This window comes from Aquimarina intermedia, assembly GCF_008124785.1.
Classification (GTDB): domain Bacteria; phylum Bacteroidota; class Bacteroidia; order Flavobacteriales; family Flavobacteriaceae; genus Aquimarina; species Aquimarina intermedia.
The window spans coordinates 1-20278 of the sequence record NZ_VNHU01000013.1; the positions used below are offsets into that span (position 1 = coordinate 1).

The following is a 20278-nucleotide window of genomic DNA, read 5'->3' on the forward strand; positions in this document are numbered from 1 at the left end:
GAGAACTAATTCATCACTAACAGCAGTAATACTTAAATTATTCCTTAAAACCTTTTGTACTGCTTTAAATTTAAAATCTTTGGAATGTTTGATTTTTCTACTCATAAAATACCCCCAAATAGTGTCTAACTTTTTGGGGGCACTTCAGATTGGTGGCTTTTTCTTATAATATAACGGAGGAATTAAGGCTACTCCCCCATAGCTGCTGCAACTGCAGCTGAAATTCTTTTATAAGTACCGTTTTCCAGTGTCTCACGAATGGCTGAGAAAGCAACTAATGTTTCATCTATATCCTGTTGTGTATGAGACGCAGTTGGGATCAATCTCAATAAAATTAATCCTTTTGGAATCACAGGATATACCACAATCGAACAGAAAACCCCATGATTTTCCCGTAAGTCTTTCACCAATGCCATTGCCTCAGGAATACTTCCTTTGAGATACACAGGTGTCACACAACTTTGCGTTGTACCTAGATCAAAGCCTCTTTCACGCAATCCGTTTTGCAATGCATTTGTATTTTCCCATAACTTATCTTTAAGCTCTGGCATTGTTCTAAGCATATCCAAACGCTTTAACGCTCCGATAACTAATTGCATTTGCAAAGACTTTGCAAACATTTGGGATCTTAAATTATACTTTAAGAAATCTATAATTTCTTTATCAGCAGCAATGAATGCTCCTGTACTTGCCATTGATTTTGCAAATGTAGCAAAATAAACATCTATCTGATCTTGGACACCTTGCTCTTCACCAGTTCCTGCACCTGTTTTACCTAAGGTACCAAATCCGTGAGCATCGTCTACAAAAAGTCTGAAGTTATATTTCTCCTTTAGCGCTACAATTTCTCTTAGTTTTCCTTGTTCACCGCGCATACCAAAAACCCCTTCAGAAATCAATAAAATTCCTCCACCGGTTTTTTCTGCCATCTTAGTGGCACGTATCAGATTTTTCTCTATACTCTCTACATCATTATGACGATATGTATATCGCTGCCCTTGATGGAGTCTTACCCCATCAATAATACATGCATGTGCGTCCACATCATAAACTATGATATCATCTTTTGTTACCAATGCATCTACTGTAGATACCATACCCTGATAACCAAAGTTAAGAAGATAGGCCGCCTCTTTATCAACAAAAGCTGCTAATTCATCCTGAAGCTTTTCATGTAGATCTGTATGACCACTCATCATTCTGGCCCCCATAGGATATGCAGAACCATAATCAGCTGCTGCTTGAGCATCCACTTCTCTTATTTCAGCTTTATTAGCCAATCCTAAATAATCATTGATACTCCAGGTGATTACATCTCTACCCTGAAACTTCATTCTATTTGATATAGGGCCTTCAAGCTTTGGAAATACAAAATAACCTTCTGCTTTGTCTGCCCACTTTCCTAAAGGACCTTTATCCTTGTAAATTTTATCAAATAAATCTCTCATCTACCTTAAATTTGATTTTATAAGTTTGCGAAAATACTGAAAATTGATGTGATGACATAATAATATTTATCATCACTTAAGAAAAAATAGTATTTCACAAAAAAGCACCTGAAAAATGATCAGATGCCTATTGTTTTTAACTTGTACTATTACTTAACCACTTCGATATCTGAAGTTGTCGTTGTTTCTTTGCTATCCATAAAGCCTTGCTCCTGCATCCATTCGTCACTATAAACTTTACTCATATACCTGGATCCGTGATCCGGCAGCAACACAACAACATTACTTGTGCTATCAAATTCTCCTTGTTCAGCTAATTGCTTAATTCCTTGAATGGCAGCACCACTGGTATAACCCAGAAACAAACCTTCTAATCTAGCCAATTCTCTTGCAGTAAGTGCGCTATCTTCATCTCCAACCTTTTCAAATTTATCAATACTATCAAAATCAGTAGCTGTTGGAATTAAATTCTTTCCTAAACCTTCTATACGGTATGGATAAATTTCATTTACATCCAACTCCTTAGTTTCGTGATACTTTTTCAAAACTGAGCCATAGGCATCTATTCCCAATACGCGAACTTCCGGATTTTTAGATTTCAAATATCTTGCTGTACCGGATATTGTTCCTCCAGTTCCGCAACAAGCTACCAAGTGAGTAATATGCCCGTTGGTTTGTTTCCATATTTCCGGTCCCGTAGACTTAAAGTGTGCATCGATATTCAGCTCATTAAAATATTGATTAATATAAACCGAACCTTTTGTTTCTTTGTGTATTCTTTTGGCAACTTCATAATAGGATCTTGGATCATCTGCAGCTACATGTGCAGGGCAAACATGCACCTGAGCCCCCATAGTCTGAAGCATAGCTATTTTATCCTTCGATGATTTTGAGCTAACTGCCAAAATACACTTATACCCTTTAATTGCACTTACCATAGCCAGACTGAATCCGGTATTTCCGCTGGTAGTCTCAACTATAGTATCTCCCGGTTTTAAGATTCCTTTCTTTTCTGCCTGTTCTAAAATATAAAGAGCAATTCTATCTTTAGAAGAATGTCCCGGATTAAAAGATTCAACCTTTGCATAATAATTGCCGGGGAAATCCTTTATTATTCTGTTCAATTTAATGAGTGGAGTGTCGCCGATAAGCTCCAGAATACTATTGTACGCCTGTATCTTTTCTTTCATAAAGTAAGTTTTTACAGTTTATCGAACAGTATTTTGGGGTGTCGATAAACGGCTAAAAAACGCCACGAAGTTACATTATTTTTTTCAATTATTCGGTTATCCCCTCTAAATCTAGCAAAAACGCATACTCTTCGGCCACTTCTTTTAGGGCTTCAAAGCGCCCTGAAGCTCCTCCGTGACCAGCCTCCATATTAGTATGTAATAACAATAAATTATCTCCTTTCTTTGTCGCTCTCATTTTTGCCACCCATTTTGCAGGCTCCCAATATTGTACTTGAGAATCATGCAAACCTGTGGTCACTAATAAATTTGGATACTCTTGTGCAGTCACATTATCATAAGGAGAGTACGTTTTCATATAATTGTAATACTCCTCATTATTTGGATTACCCCATTCGTCATATTCTCCAGTTGTTAATGGTATACTATCGTCTAGCATTGTTGTAATCACATCTACAAATGGTACAGCTGCTACTACCCCATTATATAATTCGGGTGCCATATTAATAACGGCTCCCATAAGTAACCCTCCGGCTGAGCCTCCCATAGCGTATAAATGCTCCTTTGAAGTATACCCTTCAGAAATCAAAAATTTTGAACAATCTATAAAATCAGTGAAGGTGTTTTTCTTCTTTAGTAATTTTCCGTCTTCATACCAGGGACGTCCAAGATATTCCCCACCTCGTACATGCGCAATAACGTATACAAATCCTCTGTCAAGTAAACTTAATCGTACTGTAGAAAAATAGGGATCAATCGTCGCTCCGTAAGAACCATATCCATATTGCAATACAGGATTAGTTCCGTCCTTTTTTAAGCCTTTGCGATAGACAAGAGACATCGGTATTTTAGTTCCATCTGATGCCGTTGCCCAAACACGTTCTGAGGTATAATTATTTTTATCAAATGTTCCCCCCAATACTTCTTGTTCTTTTTTAACTTCTTTCTCTTTTGATTCCATATTGAAATCAATTACCGAATTAGGTGTTGACAAAGAGTTGTATGCATATCTCAAAACTTTGGTGTCAAAATCCGGATTTGTACTTACATAAGCAGTATACGTTTCATTATCGAAAGGAAGGTAGTAGGTTTGTGAACCATCCCATCGTTTAATTTGAATTTTATTAAGTCCGTTATTACGTTCACTTACTACCAAATACTCCTTAAAAATCTCAATATCTTCAAGTAAAGTTTCTTCTCGATGTGGTATAACGTCTACCCAGTTTTCTTTACTTGTCTTACCCTCTCCAGTTTTCATAAGTTTGAAGTTGGTAGCATTATCGGCATTGGTCAGAACATAGAAATGATCTTTATAATGTGAAATCCCATATTCTAAACCACGCACTCTGGGTTGAAAAATTTTAAACTCCCCATCAGGTTCATCTGCTTTTAATATTCTATACTCAGAGGTAAGGGTACTTGTTGATCCTATAACAATATATTTGTCTGATTTAGTTTTATAAACAAAGGTATTAAAGGTGTCGTCATCTTCTCTAAAAACTTCAACATCATCAGAAACCCGAGTACCTAATGTATGCTTCATAATTTTATAAGATCGAAGCGTTTCAGCGTCTTTTTTTGTGTAAAACAAAGTTTTACCATCTGCAGCCCACGTACTACTACCGGTAGCATTTTCTATGGTATCATCATACACGGTTCCGTCGACCAAATTCTTGATTTGAATGGTATACTGACGACGACTCACTGTATCCACTCCAAAAGCTACACGGGTATTGTCCGGACTTACGTTTAAACCAACTAAACGATAATAACTATGACCTTTTGCCTCTTCATTACAATCAAATAAAATTTCTTCTTTCGCGTCCAGCGTTTCCTTCTTTCTTGAATAAATTGGATAATCCTTTCCTTTTTCATAACGCGTAATATACCAGTAGCCATTATATTTATACGGAACCGAAGCATCATCCTCCTTTATGCGCGCTTTCATCTCTTCAAAAAGTTGCTTTTGCAACCCCTTGGTATGAGCGGTCATTTGATCGTTATATTCGTTTTCTCTTTCCAGATAATCAATAACTTCAGGGTCTTCTCGGTCATTTAACCAAAAATAATTATCCTGTCGAATGTCATCAAATTTCTCTAATTGATTTTCTTTTATTTCTGCGACTGGAGGCGTTGGTTTTGTATTCAATTTATTTTCTTTTTTGGTACACGAAGTTGCAAAAATAAGCGATACTACGCAGATAATTTGAAAGGTTTTCATCTAATGTTGGTTTTTCAGAAATTTAGCTAAACAACAGCATTGTAGGGAAAATTTGAGATTTACCACTGAATTAAAAGTAATGCATAGTTTTTAATAAAAATCCTGTCTAGTTTATCATAGCAAAATAGTAATTTTGTATTTAATACTAATTAAAAAGAAAAAGAAATGTTTGGAGACATGATGGGAATGATGGGGAAACTAAAAGAAACCCAGGCTCGAGTAGAAGAAACTAAAAAAAGAATGAGCTCTGTACTTATCGATGAAAACAGTACAGATAATTTATTACAAGTGACCGTAACTGCAAACCGAGAAATAAAAAAAATCGCTATTGCTGATGAACTTATGGAGGACAAAGATCAATTAGAAGATTATTTGATTCTAACACTGAACAAAGCTATTGCAAAGGCAACAAAAGTAAATGAAGATGAATTGGCAGCCGTTGCAAAAGATGGTATGCCAAATATCCCTGGACTGGATAAATTCATGTAAACACTGTTACGACAGTTTCCTTTTAATTCATCATTTAATTCCATATTTTTATAGAATTAACTTTAACTTGAAGCGTTTATATGTTTGAATTAACGAAAAAGGATGATGATACATATCACTTTATACTGAAGGCCAAAAATGGTCAGATTATTTTAAGTAGTGAGCTATATTCCAGTAAAGGTGCTGCTGAAAACGGTATCGAATCCGTAAAGAAGAATTCGGTAGAAGATATTCGTTACGAGAGAAAAACTGCTAAAGATGGCCGCTTTTATTTTAATTTGAAATCCTCAAATGGTCAAGTCATAGGAAGCAGCCAAACGTATACCTCTGAGTCAGGTATGGAAAATGGCATTGCATCGGTTAAGAAAAATGCGTCTAACGCAACAAAGACCGCTATGTAAATAATTAATTTTGATATATACAGGCTGAAATCATATCCGTTTCAGCCTGTATACACTAAAATTTAATCCATACTTTGTAAGACTTCCAAAAAATACTGATGCATTCGTTCTGAATAATCATGATGTGTTACAAGCCGTAGCTTACCTTGCCCCATACTGTAAAAATGAATATCTTTTTCTGCCATTTTAGCAATAAATTCATCTTCATTGGTAGCTATTTTGAAAATTACAATATTAGTATCGATCGGTTCAACATGCAATACAAAAGGCAAGGTACTTAATACCTCTCCTATTTCTTGTGCACGCTTATGATCCTCTGCTAATCGATCCCACTGATGTTTTACCCCATAGAGTCCTGCAGCAGCCATAAAACCTACCTGACGCATACCTCCTCCCAAAACTTTGCGCACACGTATCGCATTTTTCATTAGTTCAGTATCCCCAATAAGAACTGATCCCATAGGAGCTCCTAAACCTTTGCTTAAACATACCGATATAGTATCGAAAAGCTTACCAAAATCTTTTGGCGATTGATCTTTTGCAATCATGGCATTCCATAAACGTGCTCCATCCAGATGAAAGCCTAATCCATGTCTTTCACAAACATCTTTTATGCTTTTTAAGGTCTCTATATCATAGCATGCTCCCCCACCTTTATTCGTTGTGTTTTCTACGCAAACTAAGGCTGTTAATGGACTGTGATAAAAATCCGGTGGATTTATAGCCGCTTCCACCTGATCAGCAGTAATCATTCCGCGATTCCCTTCTATTAATTTACAAGACACTCCGCTATTAAATGAAACCCCTCCCCCTTCATAATTAAATACGTGGGCATAGTGATCCGCTATCAATTGTTCTCCCGGTTGTGTATGTAATTTTATAGCTGCCTGATTTGCCATACTTCCCGTTGGAAAAAACAGAGCCGTCTCTTTGCCAAAAAGGTTCGCTAGGTAAGCTTCCAGTTCATTAACTGATGGATCCTCTTTATACACATCATCACCTACTACCGCATTCATCATACTTTGAAGCATCCCCTTAGTGGGCTTGGTTATGGTATCACTTCGTAAATCTATTCTCATTCGTTATAATGCTATTATAAAATTTGTTTTTAAAAGGTACACTGAAAGCTCCCAATTGGAGATCCATCAGGAATTTCTATAGTATTCGATTTTAGAATTAAATCTGGTTTTTCTGTATACTTTTTTAGGGTATGAATTAAAAATGTGTTGTATGCATCATCCATTTTTAACGTCTTATTTTCAAGCTTTACTTGCAATGCCTTCAATTGAGTCAGAGCAATGGCGTTAACCTGTGGATAGGCTGTAGGTTCTCTGCTCAAACGAAGTAAATGCTTTATGACACTGAACTGTATACTCTTTTGAATCTCCATATAATAAGTATTCGAGGCCTTGTTTAAAAAAGTTGTCGCTATTACCTGATCAAGTACCTCTGATAAACCTAGTTGATCTGCATCTAAACTTTTTTGTTGAACAAGTCGAGAAGCACGCTCCGGATGCAGCAATAATGATAAGGTCATTTCACTTGCAGTAACAGGCGCACTAATTGCATCAAATGCGACTCCGGTTTTACTTTTAAAGGATTCTCTCGTTCTCGCAAAGCCATACGCTCTTGGCGGAAATAAATTCAATTTATCTTCCGGAATCGCTAGAACGTCTGCTGATAAGGTTTTACTTAAAACCTGTAATGCTTTGCGCTGCTTTTTTGGTGAAACCACCGACGTGATAAGTTGCTTATCACCTTTAATTGCATAATTATAGGTTAATCCGCCAATTGACTTTATGACTGCCTCTGTTTGATACCGATGAAAGAAATACAGAGGAACAAAAACATCTTCTAACACAGAATAGGATTCACCAACACGAATATTATCCTTAGAAAAATTGCGCATTGCTATTTTTCGAATAGCCAACACCTCTTCTAGTCCATCGCTCACATCTGCCCCATTATCCCATAAGTGTGCCTTAGCATGTGCACCTCCTTTGGTCCGTGCGTCGCTATCAGTAATAAAACGCAGACCTTTGGCATAGGCAGTATTCAGTATTGAATCCAAAACGTTGCTCTCATTAGCCTCTCCGGCATCAGCATAACTGTACGCGACAGTTACTTTATCCCATGCTCCAATTTCTTGTGTGTACGCTTCTGACAAATCAATTTTACCTCCCTCTAATTGCACCAAAGGATGCGGATAATCCATGACGGATGCGCGCTCAAATGTACTTGCAGCAAAATTATGAGCAAATCCAAGGGTGTGCCCAACCTCATGAGCCGACAGTTGTCGGATTCTGGCCAATGCCATGTCCAACATGGGTTGATGATTAACATCACTAGCCGCAAAAGGTTTATTAAGCAGCGCTTGGGCAATTAAAAAATCTTGTCTAATTCTCAAGCTTCCTAAACTTACATGACCTTTTAGTATTTCTCCTGTTCGAGGATCAATAATACTGGCTCCGTAACTCCACCCTCTTGTCGAGCGATGCACCCACTGTATAACATTATATCGTAGATCCAACGGGTCAGCATCAGGTGGTAACATTTTAACCTGAAATGCATTTTTATATCCAATCGCTTCAAAGGCTGTATTCCACCAAGAGGCTCCCTCTAACAAAGCACTTCTTACCGGCTCTGGTGTACCCGGATCTAAATAATAAATAATAGGTTCTTTTGCTTCACTCAATGGTGCATCCGGATTCTTTTTTTCCAACCGGTGACGTAAAATAAATTGTTTTTTTAATGGAGATTCAATCGGCGTTGCATAGTCATAGAATGACATTGATATGGCCCCACTACGCGGATCAAAACTTCTCATTTTATAACCAGCATCCGGCAACGCTACAAAGGAATGATGCTGTACAACGGTAATCGCCTTTGTATCTGGTACCACACTTGCTAGATATTTGCCGGTGGACGTCCCTGTGAAAGTAAGCAGGCTCTCAAACTCCAGATTCTTCGGAAAAGCTTTTAATTTATCAAGTAGTAAAGCACTTCGTTTTTTATCCAAAGCATACGTTCCTTCTTTCATTTTTTTTAGCCGCTGAGTTACACCGTGACTATCTTGCAACAAAAAAGGTGTAAGATCAATAACGTACTTCCCGTTTTTTTCTTCCTTGATAGGGAAACCAAACAAGACTGATTGTGCAAATGCCTGAGCTACACTTTTCTTCTCAAGCATATTATCAGTATTGGCCCTGTATTTTAGATTTTCTTGAACTAAAAGTAATTTATTGCCTCGTTTCTGAAACTTTACGATATCTCCTCCTCCCAATTGTCCGCGGTCTAGTCCTATATCATTAGAACCTACACCGCTTACTAAAGCATGAACATACAAAAACTCTTCATTTAAACGATTAACTTCCAAATACAACTCATCCTTAGCTTCATTATAATGAAAAGTAAAAAATCCTTTGTATGATTTTAGTTCTTCTTGCTTCTCTAAAAACTGAGCGCTTACTTCAGTACATAGAATCACTAAAAAGTAAAAGCTAAGTATTCTCATGAGTATGGGTTTATATTTAAGACCTTAAATCTATAAAAATAATACCAAAATCATTTTATTCTAGTCGCTTAAATCCTATTTTTGCCTAAAAATCGAACATATGATTACAGCTGAGACAATTCTTGATCTTAGAGAGCGCCAGGTAGCGTTAAGGAGGTATCTTTGACATTGATGCCAAAACTATAGAAATCACCAATCAGGAAGAAAAAACATTTGCTCCTGATTTTTGGAACGATGCTCGTAAAGCCGAACAATTGATGCGAGAATTGAATACCGAAAAAAAATGGGTCGCAGATTACACTAAGAGTGAATCACTTGTGGATGATCTGGAAGTAGTATTTGAATTTTACAAAGAAGGAGAAGCTACAGAAAAAGAACTTCAGGAACGTTATTCATCTGCATTGGAGCTAATTGAAGGTTTGGAATTCAAAAACATGCTTAGTGATGAAGGGGACTCTTTAAGTGCTGTTATACAAATCACTGCCGGTGCCGGAGGTACTGAAAGCTGTGATTGGGCCAGTATGCTCATGAGAATGTACCTCATGTGGGCTGAAAAACACGGCTACAAAATAAAAGAACTGAATTACCAGGAAGGCGATGTAGCCGGCATTAAAACCGTTACGCTTGAAATTGAAGGAGACTACGCCTTTGGCTGGTTAAAAGGTGAAAATGGTGTTCATCGGTTAGTTCGTATATCACCTTTTGACAGCAATGCTAAACGCCATACATCCTTTGCTTCTATTTATGTATATCCACTTGTCGATGATTCTATCGAGATCGAAATAAACCCTGCTGATATTAATTGGGATTTTGCAAGATCGAGTGGTGCGGGAGGACAAAATGTAAATAAGGTAGAAACTAAAGCCATTCTTACCCATCACCCAACCGGCATCGTTATTCATAACTCTGAAACACGTTCGCAACTAGAAAACAGAGAAAAAGCAATGCAAATGCTTAAATCTCAGCTTTACGAAATAGAACTAAAGAAACAACAAGCTCAGCGTGATGAAATTGAATCTTCGAAAATGAAAATAGAATGGGGATCACAAATACGTAATTATGTGATGCACCCCTATAAGTTAGTGAAAGATGTCCGTACAGCGCATGAAACCGGAAATGTTGATGCTGTTATGAACGGGAATCTTGATGAGTTTTTAAAAGCCTATCTTATGATGATGGGACAAAAAGAAGAAGAATAAATTATATATTTTATGTACACAATCTATCATAATCCCCGCTGCAGTAAATCAAGAGCTACATTAACTATCTTGCAGGAAGAGCAAACAGCGCCCGTGGAAATCATCAAATATTTAGATCAAAAATTAACGAAAAAGGAAATGCAAGCGTTATTGACAAAGCTACAGATGGCTCCCCATGAACTAGTGCGCAAAAACGAAGCCGTATGGAAGGAAAATTATAAAGACAAGCAATTGACTGATGATGAACTTATCTCAATTTTGATTGAGCACCCAAAATTGATCGAGCGACCGATTGTCACAAAAGATAGTCAAGGGGTGATTGGTCGACCACCAGAAAATGTAAAAAAGCTGTTCTAAAGCCCCAATGCAATAAATAAAAAATTTTAAAAAGCGATACGCATGTTAAATGCATATCGCTTTTTTAATTAGAATCCTAAAATCGTCCGGGTTTGCCGTACGATAAATGGTTTAATTACGTATTTCAAAAAGATTTAAACTTTAAACCTAATTTTTATTAAAGAATAGTTAATTATTTCTTGATTATTACGGGGTATAGTCATAAAATTGTAGTCCTAAAGAAGCCAACACTTTAGTCATTAGTATATTATTTGAAATAAATTACCAACCCCAAACAGTAAAAAAACTCTTGAACCCATAGAATAATGAAGAAAGTTATTGTGCTTACTATAATGCTTTTGAGTTTGTCAATATATGCGCAAAACAAAAAAGAAATAACAGTATCTGGACAGATTTTGGAAGCCGGTAGTTCAATACCTCTAGAATATGCCACTATTGCTTTTATAGAACAGAATACCGAAAACATAGCGTTTGGCGGCATCACAGACAAAAAGGGTAAATTTCAGATAAAAATTAATCCGGGTATATATTCCATCCATCTTGAGTATATTTCTTGTGAAACCCGAATAATTGAACACACTAAGTATCTCAAGAATACTGATCTGGGAAATATCGAATTAAAACCATCCTCTGAGATGCTGGAGGATGTAATCATACAAGGGGATAAAACCACTGTAGAAATTCGATTGGACAAAAAAATATACAATGTTGGAAAAGATCTGACTGCGGCAGGCGGCTCATTGAGTGATGTCTTAAATAATGTTCCCTCGGTAACTGTAGCTCCATCAGGAAGCGTTGCGCTAAGAGGTAACGGAAATGTTCGTATTTTGGTGGACGGTAAACCTTCTGCACTGGTAGGTTTACGAAGTGCAGAGGCACTAAGACAACTCCCGGCAGAATCTATTGATCGCATTGAAGTTATCACCTCCCCTTCCGCCAGATATGACGCTGAAGGTACAGCAGGGATAATTAATTTAATAATGAAGAGAAACAAGTTGGCAGGAATCAATGCAACCTTTCTTGCTAAAACCGGTTATCCCGAAACAGGTGGAGGTTCAGGAAATTTTAATTATCGAACAGATAAGGTGAATATTACCAATTTTACTAGTTATACCTATCGCGAAACGCCTGGTAACTCCTTTGTGGAAAATCACTTTTTTAATTTAATTGAAGACCCTACAGCGCCCAATGGGGTCAGAAATGATCCGGACTCTTACATTCAGGAAGATAGAGAATATGATAGAATTTATAGAGGTCTTACCATCAACTCGGGAATCGAATGGTTTGTGAATCAATCTTCTTCTATTACCAATAAGTTTTTATACCGTGCTTCCAATATAGATAATAAAACTACCAACTTTATTACGGAGTTTGACGAGAATAGAAATGCAGTTTCTGATAATGTACGGATTGATCCCAATAAGGAAAAAAATATAACTCGTCAGTATTCTCTAAACTATGATAAAAAGTTTGAAAATACAGATCATAGACTTTCATTTGATTTTCAATTTGAGAATAGTGAAGAAAACGACAATACTCGCATCACGCAAACAAATTCAAGCATCGAAGAGTTAGTCGAGACAGTTATCGATCAACAAAATATCTTATTGCAATCAGATTATAATTTACCATTATCTGACAACTATAAAATTGAACTTGGGTATAGAGGTATTTTTAATAATAGAGAAACAGCATATTTGGTAGAAGAAGATAGAAACAATACTATCATCACAAATACGGATCTATCCAATACGTTAGATTTTCAACAGTATGTGAATGCCGGGTATGCTCAATTCGAAAGTAAATTCGGAAAATTCTCTATTCTTCTGGGAGTTCGAGCTGAAAATACACGAATTACAATTGAGCAAAAAACAAGCAACGATTTTAACAAGAAAAAATACACCGATCTATTTCCTACCACGAACATTGGTTATGAAATTGGTGAAAAACATACACTTACTTTAGGGTTCAATAGAAGAATCAGAAGGCCCGGAACTGCATTCTTAAATCCTTTTCCAGCACGATCAAGTATTTCAAATATTTTTCAGGGAAATCCCAATCTTGATCCCAGCTATAGTAATGTAGTGGAGTTATCCTACTTAAATAAAATGCCTAAACTCACACTAAATGCTTCGGTATATTATAATCATACGTCTGATGTTTTTACCTTTATTGACATTAATACAGGAGAACGTGTAACGATTGGTACAGATGCAAATAATAATCCAACGTTTGTACCTGTGATCTCAAGAACACCGGTAAATTTAGACCAATCAGATCGTTACGGAGTGGAATTTACCGTCATTTATAATCCTACTAAGAAATGGAGAATTAATGGTAATTTCAACGGGTCGTATTACGGTATCAAAGGAGATTTCGAAAATGAAAATTTTGACGCTTCAGATGTTAGCTGGTCAGCACGTTTGAATAACAAATTTACATTACCTGGCGAAGTTGATTGGCAAACTATTTTAGATTACCGAGGTCCTATACGTAATGGACAAATTGAAAATGAAGGTGTTTTCACAGCCAATCTTGCCTTCAGCAAGAACTTATTCAAAAACAAGGCTACGCTAACATTTGGTATTAATGACCTTTTTAATTCAAACGTAGGTAAAAGTACCGTTTCAGCCACGACTTTTTCATCGTATAGTGAATACCAATGGCGTATACGAACATTCAATCTTTCCTTTACTTACCGTTTTAAACAAAAAAAAGGATCATAAGAATCTCATAGTGATCTATTTAAATAAACTGTAGTGTTTTTAACATGACCTTAACTTTTTCAAGTTAAACCTTGGTGGCATTTTGCTGGTCAAATGGTCAAAAAAAATGTCCAAAATCAAATTACTGGTAACAACTGCCTTTTGCCTTCTAAGTTTAACTTTCCTACATGCACAACCTTCAACGAACACTATTCAAGTGTCCGGGAAAGTGGTTGATGAAATATCGGGTGAACCTCTAGAATATGCCACAATTAGTTTTTATAGTCCACGAAAACAAAAAATTATCACGGGAGGAATCACTGATCAAAACGGAGCTTTCAATATAGAGGTTCCTAAAGGGTTGTACGATGTTACTATTGAATTTATTTCATTTAAAACCATTACGCTACCCAAAAGGAAATTATTTGCAGACACCACCCTCCCAACAGTAGCGTTACGTTTGGATACGGAATCCTTGGAGGATGTTGTTATTATCGCCGAAAAAACTACTGTGGATATTCGTTTAGACAAAAAAATATATAATGTTGGTAAAGATTTAACTGTAAGTGGAGGAACCGTAAGTGATGTACTTGACAATGTTCCTTCGGTTTCTGTAGACGTAGAAGGCAATGTTGCGTTACGTGGTAATGACAATGTTAGAATCTTAATAAATGGTAAACCTTCGGGTTTGGTTGGATTGAATAGCACAGAGGCTCTACGTCAGCTACCAGCAGAATCTATTGAGCGTGTAGAAGTTATAACGTCACCCTCTGCCCGATATGATGCAGAGGGCACTGCAGGTATTCTGAATATAATTTTGAGAAGAAGCAAATTGCAAGGACTCAATGGCGCGATAACGATCAATTCAGGCTATCCCTTTCAAGCAGGTGCTTCGGGAAATATAAATTATCGAACAGGTGACTTCAACTTTTTTACAACTTCTGGATACAACTATCGCGAAGTTCCCGGAAATTCTCTTACAGAAACAAGATACTTTAATATCGATCCAGCTACCGGAGAAGATTTACCTGATTCGTTTTTAAACGAAACCCGGGATTTTGATAGAATTCGTAAAGGTTTTAATACAAACATCGGCGTTGAATGGTATGTTAATGAAACTTCATCAGTAACCACTTCATTTTTATATCGCGATAGTAATAATGAAAGCAATACCACTAATATTATCGTAGAACCTGACAGTGATGGTAATATTTTAAACCGGAATACACGTTTTGATCCAGAATTAGAAGACGATATCACCAAACAATATTCTTTAAACTATGTCAAAAACTTTAAAAAATCCGGGCATAAACTAACTTTTGACTTTCAGATTGAAAATAATATAGAAGAAGAAAATTCTGCAATCACACAGGACAATACTTCTGCAATTGAACTTGTCAATACTATTGAAGATCAGGATCGCATCCTTTTACAAAGTGATTATGTATTACCTATAGGAGAGCAAAGTCAGTTTGAATTAGGATATCGTGGTAATTTTAACACGTTGGCTACTGATTATCTCGTAAGCAATCAAGTCAATGGAGAAGTTACTGTTGATACCGATGTCTCCAATAATTTGATATACACAGAACATGTGAATGCTTTTTATTCTCAATTCGGAAGTAAGATCAATGCTTTTTCATTTTTGTTGGGGCTTCGTCTAGAAGAGACCAGAATAACTATTGATCAAACCACTAGTGGAGACTACAGTAAAAAAAATTACTTAGATTTCTTTCCAACTATTAATCTAAGTTACGAACTGACAGAAAAACAAAGTTTGACCCTAGGGTACAATCGTCGACTAAGGAGACCCCGATCAAGGTTCATCAATCCGTTTCCTTCACGCTCTAGTATTACGAATGTATTTCAAGGAAATGCTGATTTGGATCCCAGTTATGCAGATGCGTTTGATTTAGGATATCTCAATCGTATGGGTAAAGTAACTTTAAACACTTCGCTATACTATAACCATTCGACTCAGATTTTTACTTTTATATCAGAAGATACCGGAACAACCACTGTCATATCTAATACTGATACTTCACAAACCGTGGTTCCCGTAATTCGTAGAACACCAATAAATTTAGCCAGTGCAGATCGCTATGGTTTTGAGTTCACAGTTACTTATAATCCCAATAAAAAATGGAGAATGAACGCAAATTTTAATGCTTTTCAAGACAATACCCGTGGAACGTATGAAGGGGTCAATTTTGATAACGACAATTTCAGTTGGTTTGCCCGTTTTAGTAATAAAATTACACTGCCTGCAAAAATTGATTGGCAAACAAGTTTGTTTTATAGGGGTCCCAGCGAAACTGCTCAAAGTAAAAATGAAGGAATATTGAGTACGAATATGGCTTTTAGCAAAGATCTTTTCAAAGAAAAAGCATCTGTTACATTTAATGTTAGTGATCTTTTCAATTCCAGAAAACGCTCAGGAACCTCCACTACTGATACTTTTGAATCCTATAGCGAGTTTCAATGGAGAGAGCGAAGTTTTAATATCTCGTTCACCTATCGTTTTAATCAAAAGAAAAAACGCGAGCGACCTGCTAGAGATGGTAATGGAGAAGAAGAATTTGAAGGATAATTATAATGTAAAAAAGGGAAGCCTATTGGACTTCCCTTTTTTAATATAGTTTAAATAACAATTATGCCATTTCTTTAGCTTTTCGCTTTTCTTCTCGCTTTAATTTAAAATTCTCAATTGTTGCTCCAAAGATCCAATAAGGTACTACAAAGGTTAATAAGAAGATCATTAACCAAAAACCTATTGTAAGAATGGTTAAAAAAGCTAAAAAACCTAAGTATTGATCAAATTCAAACATAATGCTATAGTAATTTACAATTTTGTCAAAGATAGTAACTCTTCAGTTTATCTCATAAAATTACTTCAAAATATTTCGGTCTATCCAAAATAAAATCATTGAAAACGAATAATCACCAGTTTTCTAAACATCTAGTGTAACAAATTCTTAAATTTGCACTCTAAAAATTAATCAGCATATTATGGATTTTAGAATAGAAAAAGATACCATGGGGGAAGTAAAAGTTCCCTCAGATAAGTTATGGGGCGCACAAACAGAACGTTCAAGGAATAATTTTAAGATTGGAGCTCCTGCATCCATGCCTTTAGAAATTATTTACGGTTTTGCTTACCTTAAAAAATCAGCTGCCTTTACTAACTGTGAACTTGGTGTTTTACCTATCGAAAAAAGAGATCTAATCGCTCAGGTTTGTGACGAAATTTTAGAGGGAAAACACGATGATCAATTCCCTTTAGTAATTTGGCAAACCGGTTCTGGTACGCAAAGTAATATGAATGTGAATGAAGTGATAGCTAACCGAGCCCATCAATTAGCTGGTAAAACTATTGGAGAAGGTGAGAAAACATTACAGCCTAATGATGATGTAAATAAGTCACAATCTTCCAATGATACGTTCCCTACCGGAATGCATATTGCTGCCTATAAAAAATTAGTAGAAGTCACCATTCCGGGAGTTACTCAATTAAGAGATACGCTAAAGAAAAAATCTGAAGACTTTAAAAAAGTTGTTAAGATTGGACGTACGCATTTTATGGATGCTACACCATTAACTATCGGACAAGAATTATCCGGATATGTTTCTCAATTGGATCACGGACTTAAAGCGTTAGAAAATACGTTGCCACATATGGCAGAGATTGCACTAGGTGGTACAGCTGTAGGAACCGGACTTAATACGCCTAAGGGATACGCTAAAAGAGTGTCTGAATTTATTGCCCAATTTACGGGTCTTCCTTTTATCACAGCAGAGAATAAATTTGAAGCCTTGGCAGCCCATGATGCTTTTGTTGAAACGCATGGTGCTTTAAAACAACTGGCAGTTGCATTGAACAAAATTGGAAATGATATCCGAATGTTAGCCTCTGGGCCACGAAGCGGTATCGGAGAATTAATCATCCCGGCCAACGAACCAGGAAGTTCCATTATGCCAGGCAAAGTAAACCCTACACAGTGTGAAGCCTTAACAATGGTATGTGCTCAGGTGTTAGGAAATGATGTTGCTATCGGTGTTGGCGGTATGCAAGGACATTTTGAATTGAATGTTTTCAAACCGGTAATGGCTGCAAGTTTATTACAAAGTGCTCAATTGATTGGTGATGCATGTGTATCTTTTGATGAGCATTGTGCGCAAGGTATTGAACCAAATCAAGCGAGAATTACAGAGTTATTAAACAACTCACTTATGCTTGTTACTGCGTTAAATACCAAAATCGGATATTATAAAGCTGCAGAAATTGCAAATACAGCACATGAAAATGGTACAACTTTGAAACATGAGGCTGTTGCCTTAGGATATGTTACTGAAGAAGAGTTTGACCAATGGGTTAGACCTGAAAACATGGTAGGTGAGTTGAAATAAACACTTAGTAATTAAAAGTAAAAAGCAGTCTAAACGTGGTATTTAGAATGCTTTTTACTTTTAATACTAGTTACTATACGTTATCCAGAGCTTGTTTTAGATCCCAGATAATATCTTCATGATTTTCTACTCCGATAGATAAACGAACCAATTTATCTGATATTTTAAGTTTTTTACGGTGCTCCTCTTCTACTCCTGCGTGGGTCATTGTTTTCGGATGCTCAGCCAAACTCTCGGTTCCACCTAAACTGACAGCCAGTTTCATTAATCGTAAACTATTAAGAAATTTAAAAGCCTCCTTCTCACCTCCTTTGATGTCAAAAGAAACCATAGCTCCCGGTGCAGAGCACTGTTTCTTAAAAATATTATATTGACGTGTCCCTTTTGCTAATAATCCTAAGTAATGAACTTTTTCAATTTTATCATGACTGTTTAGAAAAGAAGCGACCTCTTGTGCATTTTTGGTCTGTTGATCCATTCTTATCTTTAAGGTCTCCAAGCTTCGTAGCAACAACCAAGCTGTATGCGGACTCACCATATTTCCTAAAAATGTTCTTAGCACCCTAACACGTTGCATTACCTCTGCTCCTCCTAAAACCGCACCTGCTATCAAATCACTGTGTCCTCCTATATATTTTGTAGCAGAATAAACTACTAAATCTGCTCCGCATTGTAAGGGATGTTGCCATAAAGGCCCCATATACGTGTTATCTACAGCTAACAAAACCTTTTTATCATCTGTGCTGTACGAAGCAGCCAACTCACTAAAATCCTGAATATCTACGATATCATTTGTTGGATTTGCCGGAGTTTCCAAATAAATCATAGCTAATTTATCAGCTTTACCGGTAGCCTCAATCATACTACGAATTTCATCCATGTCCTGATCTGGAAAAACAGCCAATGTATGCACCCCAATTTTATCCAGAAAATGTTGAATAAAATGATCCGTACCACCGTATACCGGATTACCATAAACCAGTAAATCTCCCGGATTTAAAAATTCCATGAGCACTGTACTAATAGCAGACATTCCGCTTTCAAAAACGGCACAACCATCCGCCTGATCCCATAAGGAAAGACGATTTTCTAAAATTTCCAAATTAGGGTTATTAATACGACTGTAGATTAATCCCAATTCTTCGGTAGGGTCTTTTTCACGTAAGCCGTATGCCAATTCAAAAAAAGCCTTTCCTTCTTCGGCAGTTTTAAATACAAAAGTAGAGGTTTGAAAAATTGGACATTTTATCGATCCTTCTGATAATTCGGGCTTATAGCCGTAAGTCATCATTAAACTTTCAGGGTTAAATTTATGGTCTTTCATTTTTTATAGTAGTTTATTATCTGTTCTCTTTATTTAAATTATAGCAGCTCGAAAATCCGGCCTTAAATACCCGTTCAAAGTACGGTTTTGCAGAATAATAAACCGAAATACCGATAAATAAAGAATATAATTCTTTATAAATAAACTTAATAGTTAATTTTGCTGATTAATTGATTATATTGTCACAATTTTAGAATAAAATTATGGATGCAACGGACAAAGCAATACTTCTTTTACTTCAAAAAAACGGTAAAATAACAATTAAAGAAATTGCCGAGCGTCTCAACTTAACAACTACCCCCATATTCGAACGGGTTAAAAAATTAGAACGCGAGGGTTTTATTACCTCTTATAAAGCGATTGTTGATCGCAAAAAAGTAAATCTTCAACTTATTATATTTTGTAATGTGACCTTAAATTTACATCAAACAGATTTTCTGAAAAAATTTGAAAAAGATATACAACAGTTTCCTGAGGTGGTAGAATGCTATCATGTTGCGGGTATGTTTGACTATTTAATAAAAATATATGCTAAGAATATGGAAGAATATCAGCAGTTTCTCTCCAACAAATTGGCTTCTCTGGAAAATATAAGCAAAGTACAGAGCTCGTTTGTTATGACTGAAGTAAAAACATTGTCCCATTTACCATTGTGATTACAATTTATGATGATTTTCTTAAAAATGTGTTAAACATCCTTAGTTAAAGTATCTATAAATATAAAGCCGTAACATCTAAGCAAATGTTAACGTAAAGAATAGCGTTATGAATTGATTTAACTTTAGAATGAAATTTGTGTTTTATTTTAATCGATGTTGGAGTATGCCGAATTTATTACAAACCTACACTAATTTCTTTTTTATAGATGTTTGATTTGCGCTCCTGATCGCTATAACTTGCCTTCCAATCCAACTGATATTTTAAGTTTTTAGTAACATTTACTTTTTCGTACGAATCTCTTCACGCTCTGGTATCGATTGATTATGATTTACATTTGTTTTAGGAAAACACACAAATTATCTA

At 36.1% G+C, this 20278-nt stretch carries 15 protein-coding genes; 8 read left to right on the forward strand and 7 right to left on the reverse strand.

The window, feature by feature from the left end; all coding sequences use genetic code 11:
• Positions 1 to 188 precede the first annotated feature (188 nt).
• The 3 genes from BD809_RS14550 to BD809_RS14560 form a co-directional block, all read right to left on the reverse strand.
• Complete coding sequence (locus BD809_RS14550; RefSeq protein WP_148783715.1) at positions 189 to 1448, reverse strand: aminotransferase class I/II-fold pyridoxal phosphate-dependent enzyme; 1260 nt, start codon at positions 1446 to 1448, stop codon at positions 189 to 191.
• Positions 1449 to 1597: 149 nt separating this feature from the next.
• On the reverse strand, positions 1598 to 2638 hold the full coding sequence (locus BD809_RS14555; protein ID WP_148783716.1) for a PLP-dependent cysteine synthase family protein: 1041 nt from the start codon (positions 2636 to 2638) through the stop codon (positions 1598 to 1600).
• An 88-nt stretch (positions 2639 to 2726) separates the two neighbouring features.
• The gene (locus BD809_RS14560) at positions 2727 to 4859 is read right to left on the reverse strand and encodes a S9 family peptidase (protein WP_148783717.1); all 2133 of its coding nucleotides are present in this window, start codon (positions 4857 to 4859) and stop codon (positions 2727 to 2729) included.
• A 165-nt stretch (positions 4860 to 5024) separates the two neighbouring features.
• On the opposite strand from BD809_RS14560, the gene BD809_RS14565 reads away from it, so the two are divergent.
• Both BD809_RS14565 and BD809_RS14570 read left to right on the forward strand, forming a co-directional pair.
• The gene (locus tag BD809_RS14565; protein ID WP_148783718.1) at positions 5025 to 5348 is read left to right on the forward strand and encodes a YbaB/EbfC family nucleoid-associated protein; all 324 of its coding nucleotides are present in this window, start codon (positions 5025 to 5027) and stop codon (positions 5346 to 5348) included.
• A gap of 80 nt (positions 5349 to 5428) precedes the next feature.
• Positions 5429 to 5749: a YegP family protein gene (locus BD809_RS14570; RefSeq protein ID WP_148783719.1), complete on the forward strand. Its 321-nt coding sequence runs from the start codon at positions 5429 to 5431 to the stop codon at positions 5747 to 5749.
• Between the two features lie 62 nt (positions 5750 to 5811).
• On the opposite strand, the gene BD809_RS14575 is transcribed toward BD809_RS14570, so the two are convergent.
• Positions 5812 to 6828, reverse strand: coding sequence for a threonine aldolase family protein (locus BD809_RS14575; protein ID WP_148783720.1), 1017 nt, complete (start codon positions 6826 to 6828; stop codon positions 5812 to 5814).
• A gap of 29 nt (positions 6829 to 6857) precedes the next feature.
• Positions 6858 to 9263: a zinc-dependent metalloprotease gene (locus BD809_RS14580; protein ID WP_148783721.1), complete on the reverse strand. Its 2406-nt coding sequence runs from the start codon at positions 9261 to 9263 to the stop codon at positions 6858 to 6860.
• A 100-nt stretch (positions 9264 to 9363) separates the two neighbouring features.
• Between BD809_RS14580 and prfB the strand changes: the two genes are divergently transcribed.
• The 4 genes from prfB (at position 9364) to BD809_RS14600 (ending at position 16114) form a co-directional block, all read left to right on the forward strand.
• A protein-coding gene (gene prfB / locus BD809_RS14585; RefSeq protein WP_148783722.1) for a peptide chain release factor 2 occupies positions 9364 to 10462 on the forward strand; the annotation gives its coding sequence in 2 pieces (ribosomal slippage) (positions 9364 to 9426 and positions 9428 to 10462; 1098 coding nt in all).
• Between the two features lie 12 nt (positions 10463 to 10474).
• A complete protein-coding gene (gene arsC, locus BD809_RS14590; RefSeq protein WP_148783723.1) occupies positions 10475 to 10819 on the forward strand; it encodes an arsenate reductase (glutaredoxin) in 345 nt (114 codons plus the stop codon).
• A gap of 305 nt (positions 10820 to 11124) precedes the next feature.
• Positions 11125 to 13545 (forward strand): TonB-dependent receptor domain-containing protein, encoded by a 2421-nt coding sequence (locus BD809_RS14595; protein WP_148783724.1) that lies wholly within the window; start codon positions 11125 to 11127, stop codon positions 13543 to 13545.
• A 106-nt stretch (positions 13546 to 13651) separates the two neighbouring features.
• Positions 13652 to 16114, forward strand: a complete 2463-nt coding sequence (locus BD809_RS14600; RefSeq protein WP_148783725.1) for a TonB-dependent receptor domain-containing protein — start codon at positions 13652 to 13654, stop codon at positions 16112 to 16114.
• A 61-nt stretch (positions 16115 to 16175) separates the two neighbouring features.
• On the opposite strand, the gene BD809_RS15660 is transcribed toward BD809_RS14600, so the two are convergent.
• Positions 16176 to 16352, reverse strand: a complete 177-nt coding sequence (locus BD809_RS15660; RefSeq protein WP_170251900.1) for a hypothetical protein — start codon at positions 16350 to 16352, stop codon at positions 16176 to 16178.
• A gap of 181 nt (positions 16353 to 16533) precedes the next feature.
• On the opposite strand from BD809_RS15660, the gene fumC reads away from it, so the two are divergent.
• Complete coding sequence (gene fumC, locus BD809_RS14605) at positions 16534 to 17931, forward strand: class II fumarate hydratase (protein WP_148783726.1); 1398 nt, start codon at positions 16534 to 16536, stop codon at positions 17929 to 17931.
• A gap of 73 nt (positions 17932 to 18004) precedes the next feature.
• Here the strand turns inward: fumC and BD809_RS14610 are convergent, their stop codons facing one another.
• Positions 18005 to 19255, reverse strand: coding sequence for a cystathionine gamma-synthase family protein (locus tag BD809_RS14610; protein ID WP_148783727.1), 1251 nt, complete (start codon positions 19253 to 19255; stop codon positions 18005 to 18007).
• A 203-nt stretch (positions 19256 to 19458) separates the two neighbouring features.
• Here BD809_RS14610 and BD809_RS14615 point away from each other — a divergent pair, with 203 nt between their 5' ends.
• Positions 19459 to 19911, forward strand: coding sequence for an Lrp/AsnC family transcriptional regulator (locus BD809_RS14615; RefSeq protein ID WP_148783728.1), 453 nt, complete (start codon positions 19459 to 19461; stop codon positions 19909 to 19911).
• The last annotated feature ends 367 nt before the right edge of the window (positions 19912 to 20278 follow it).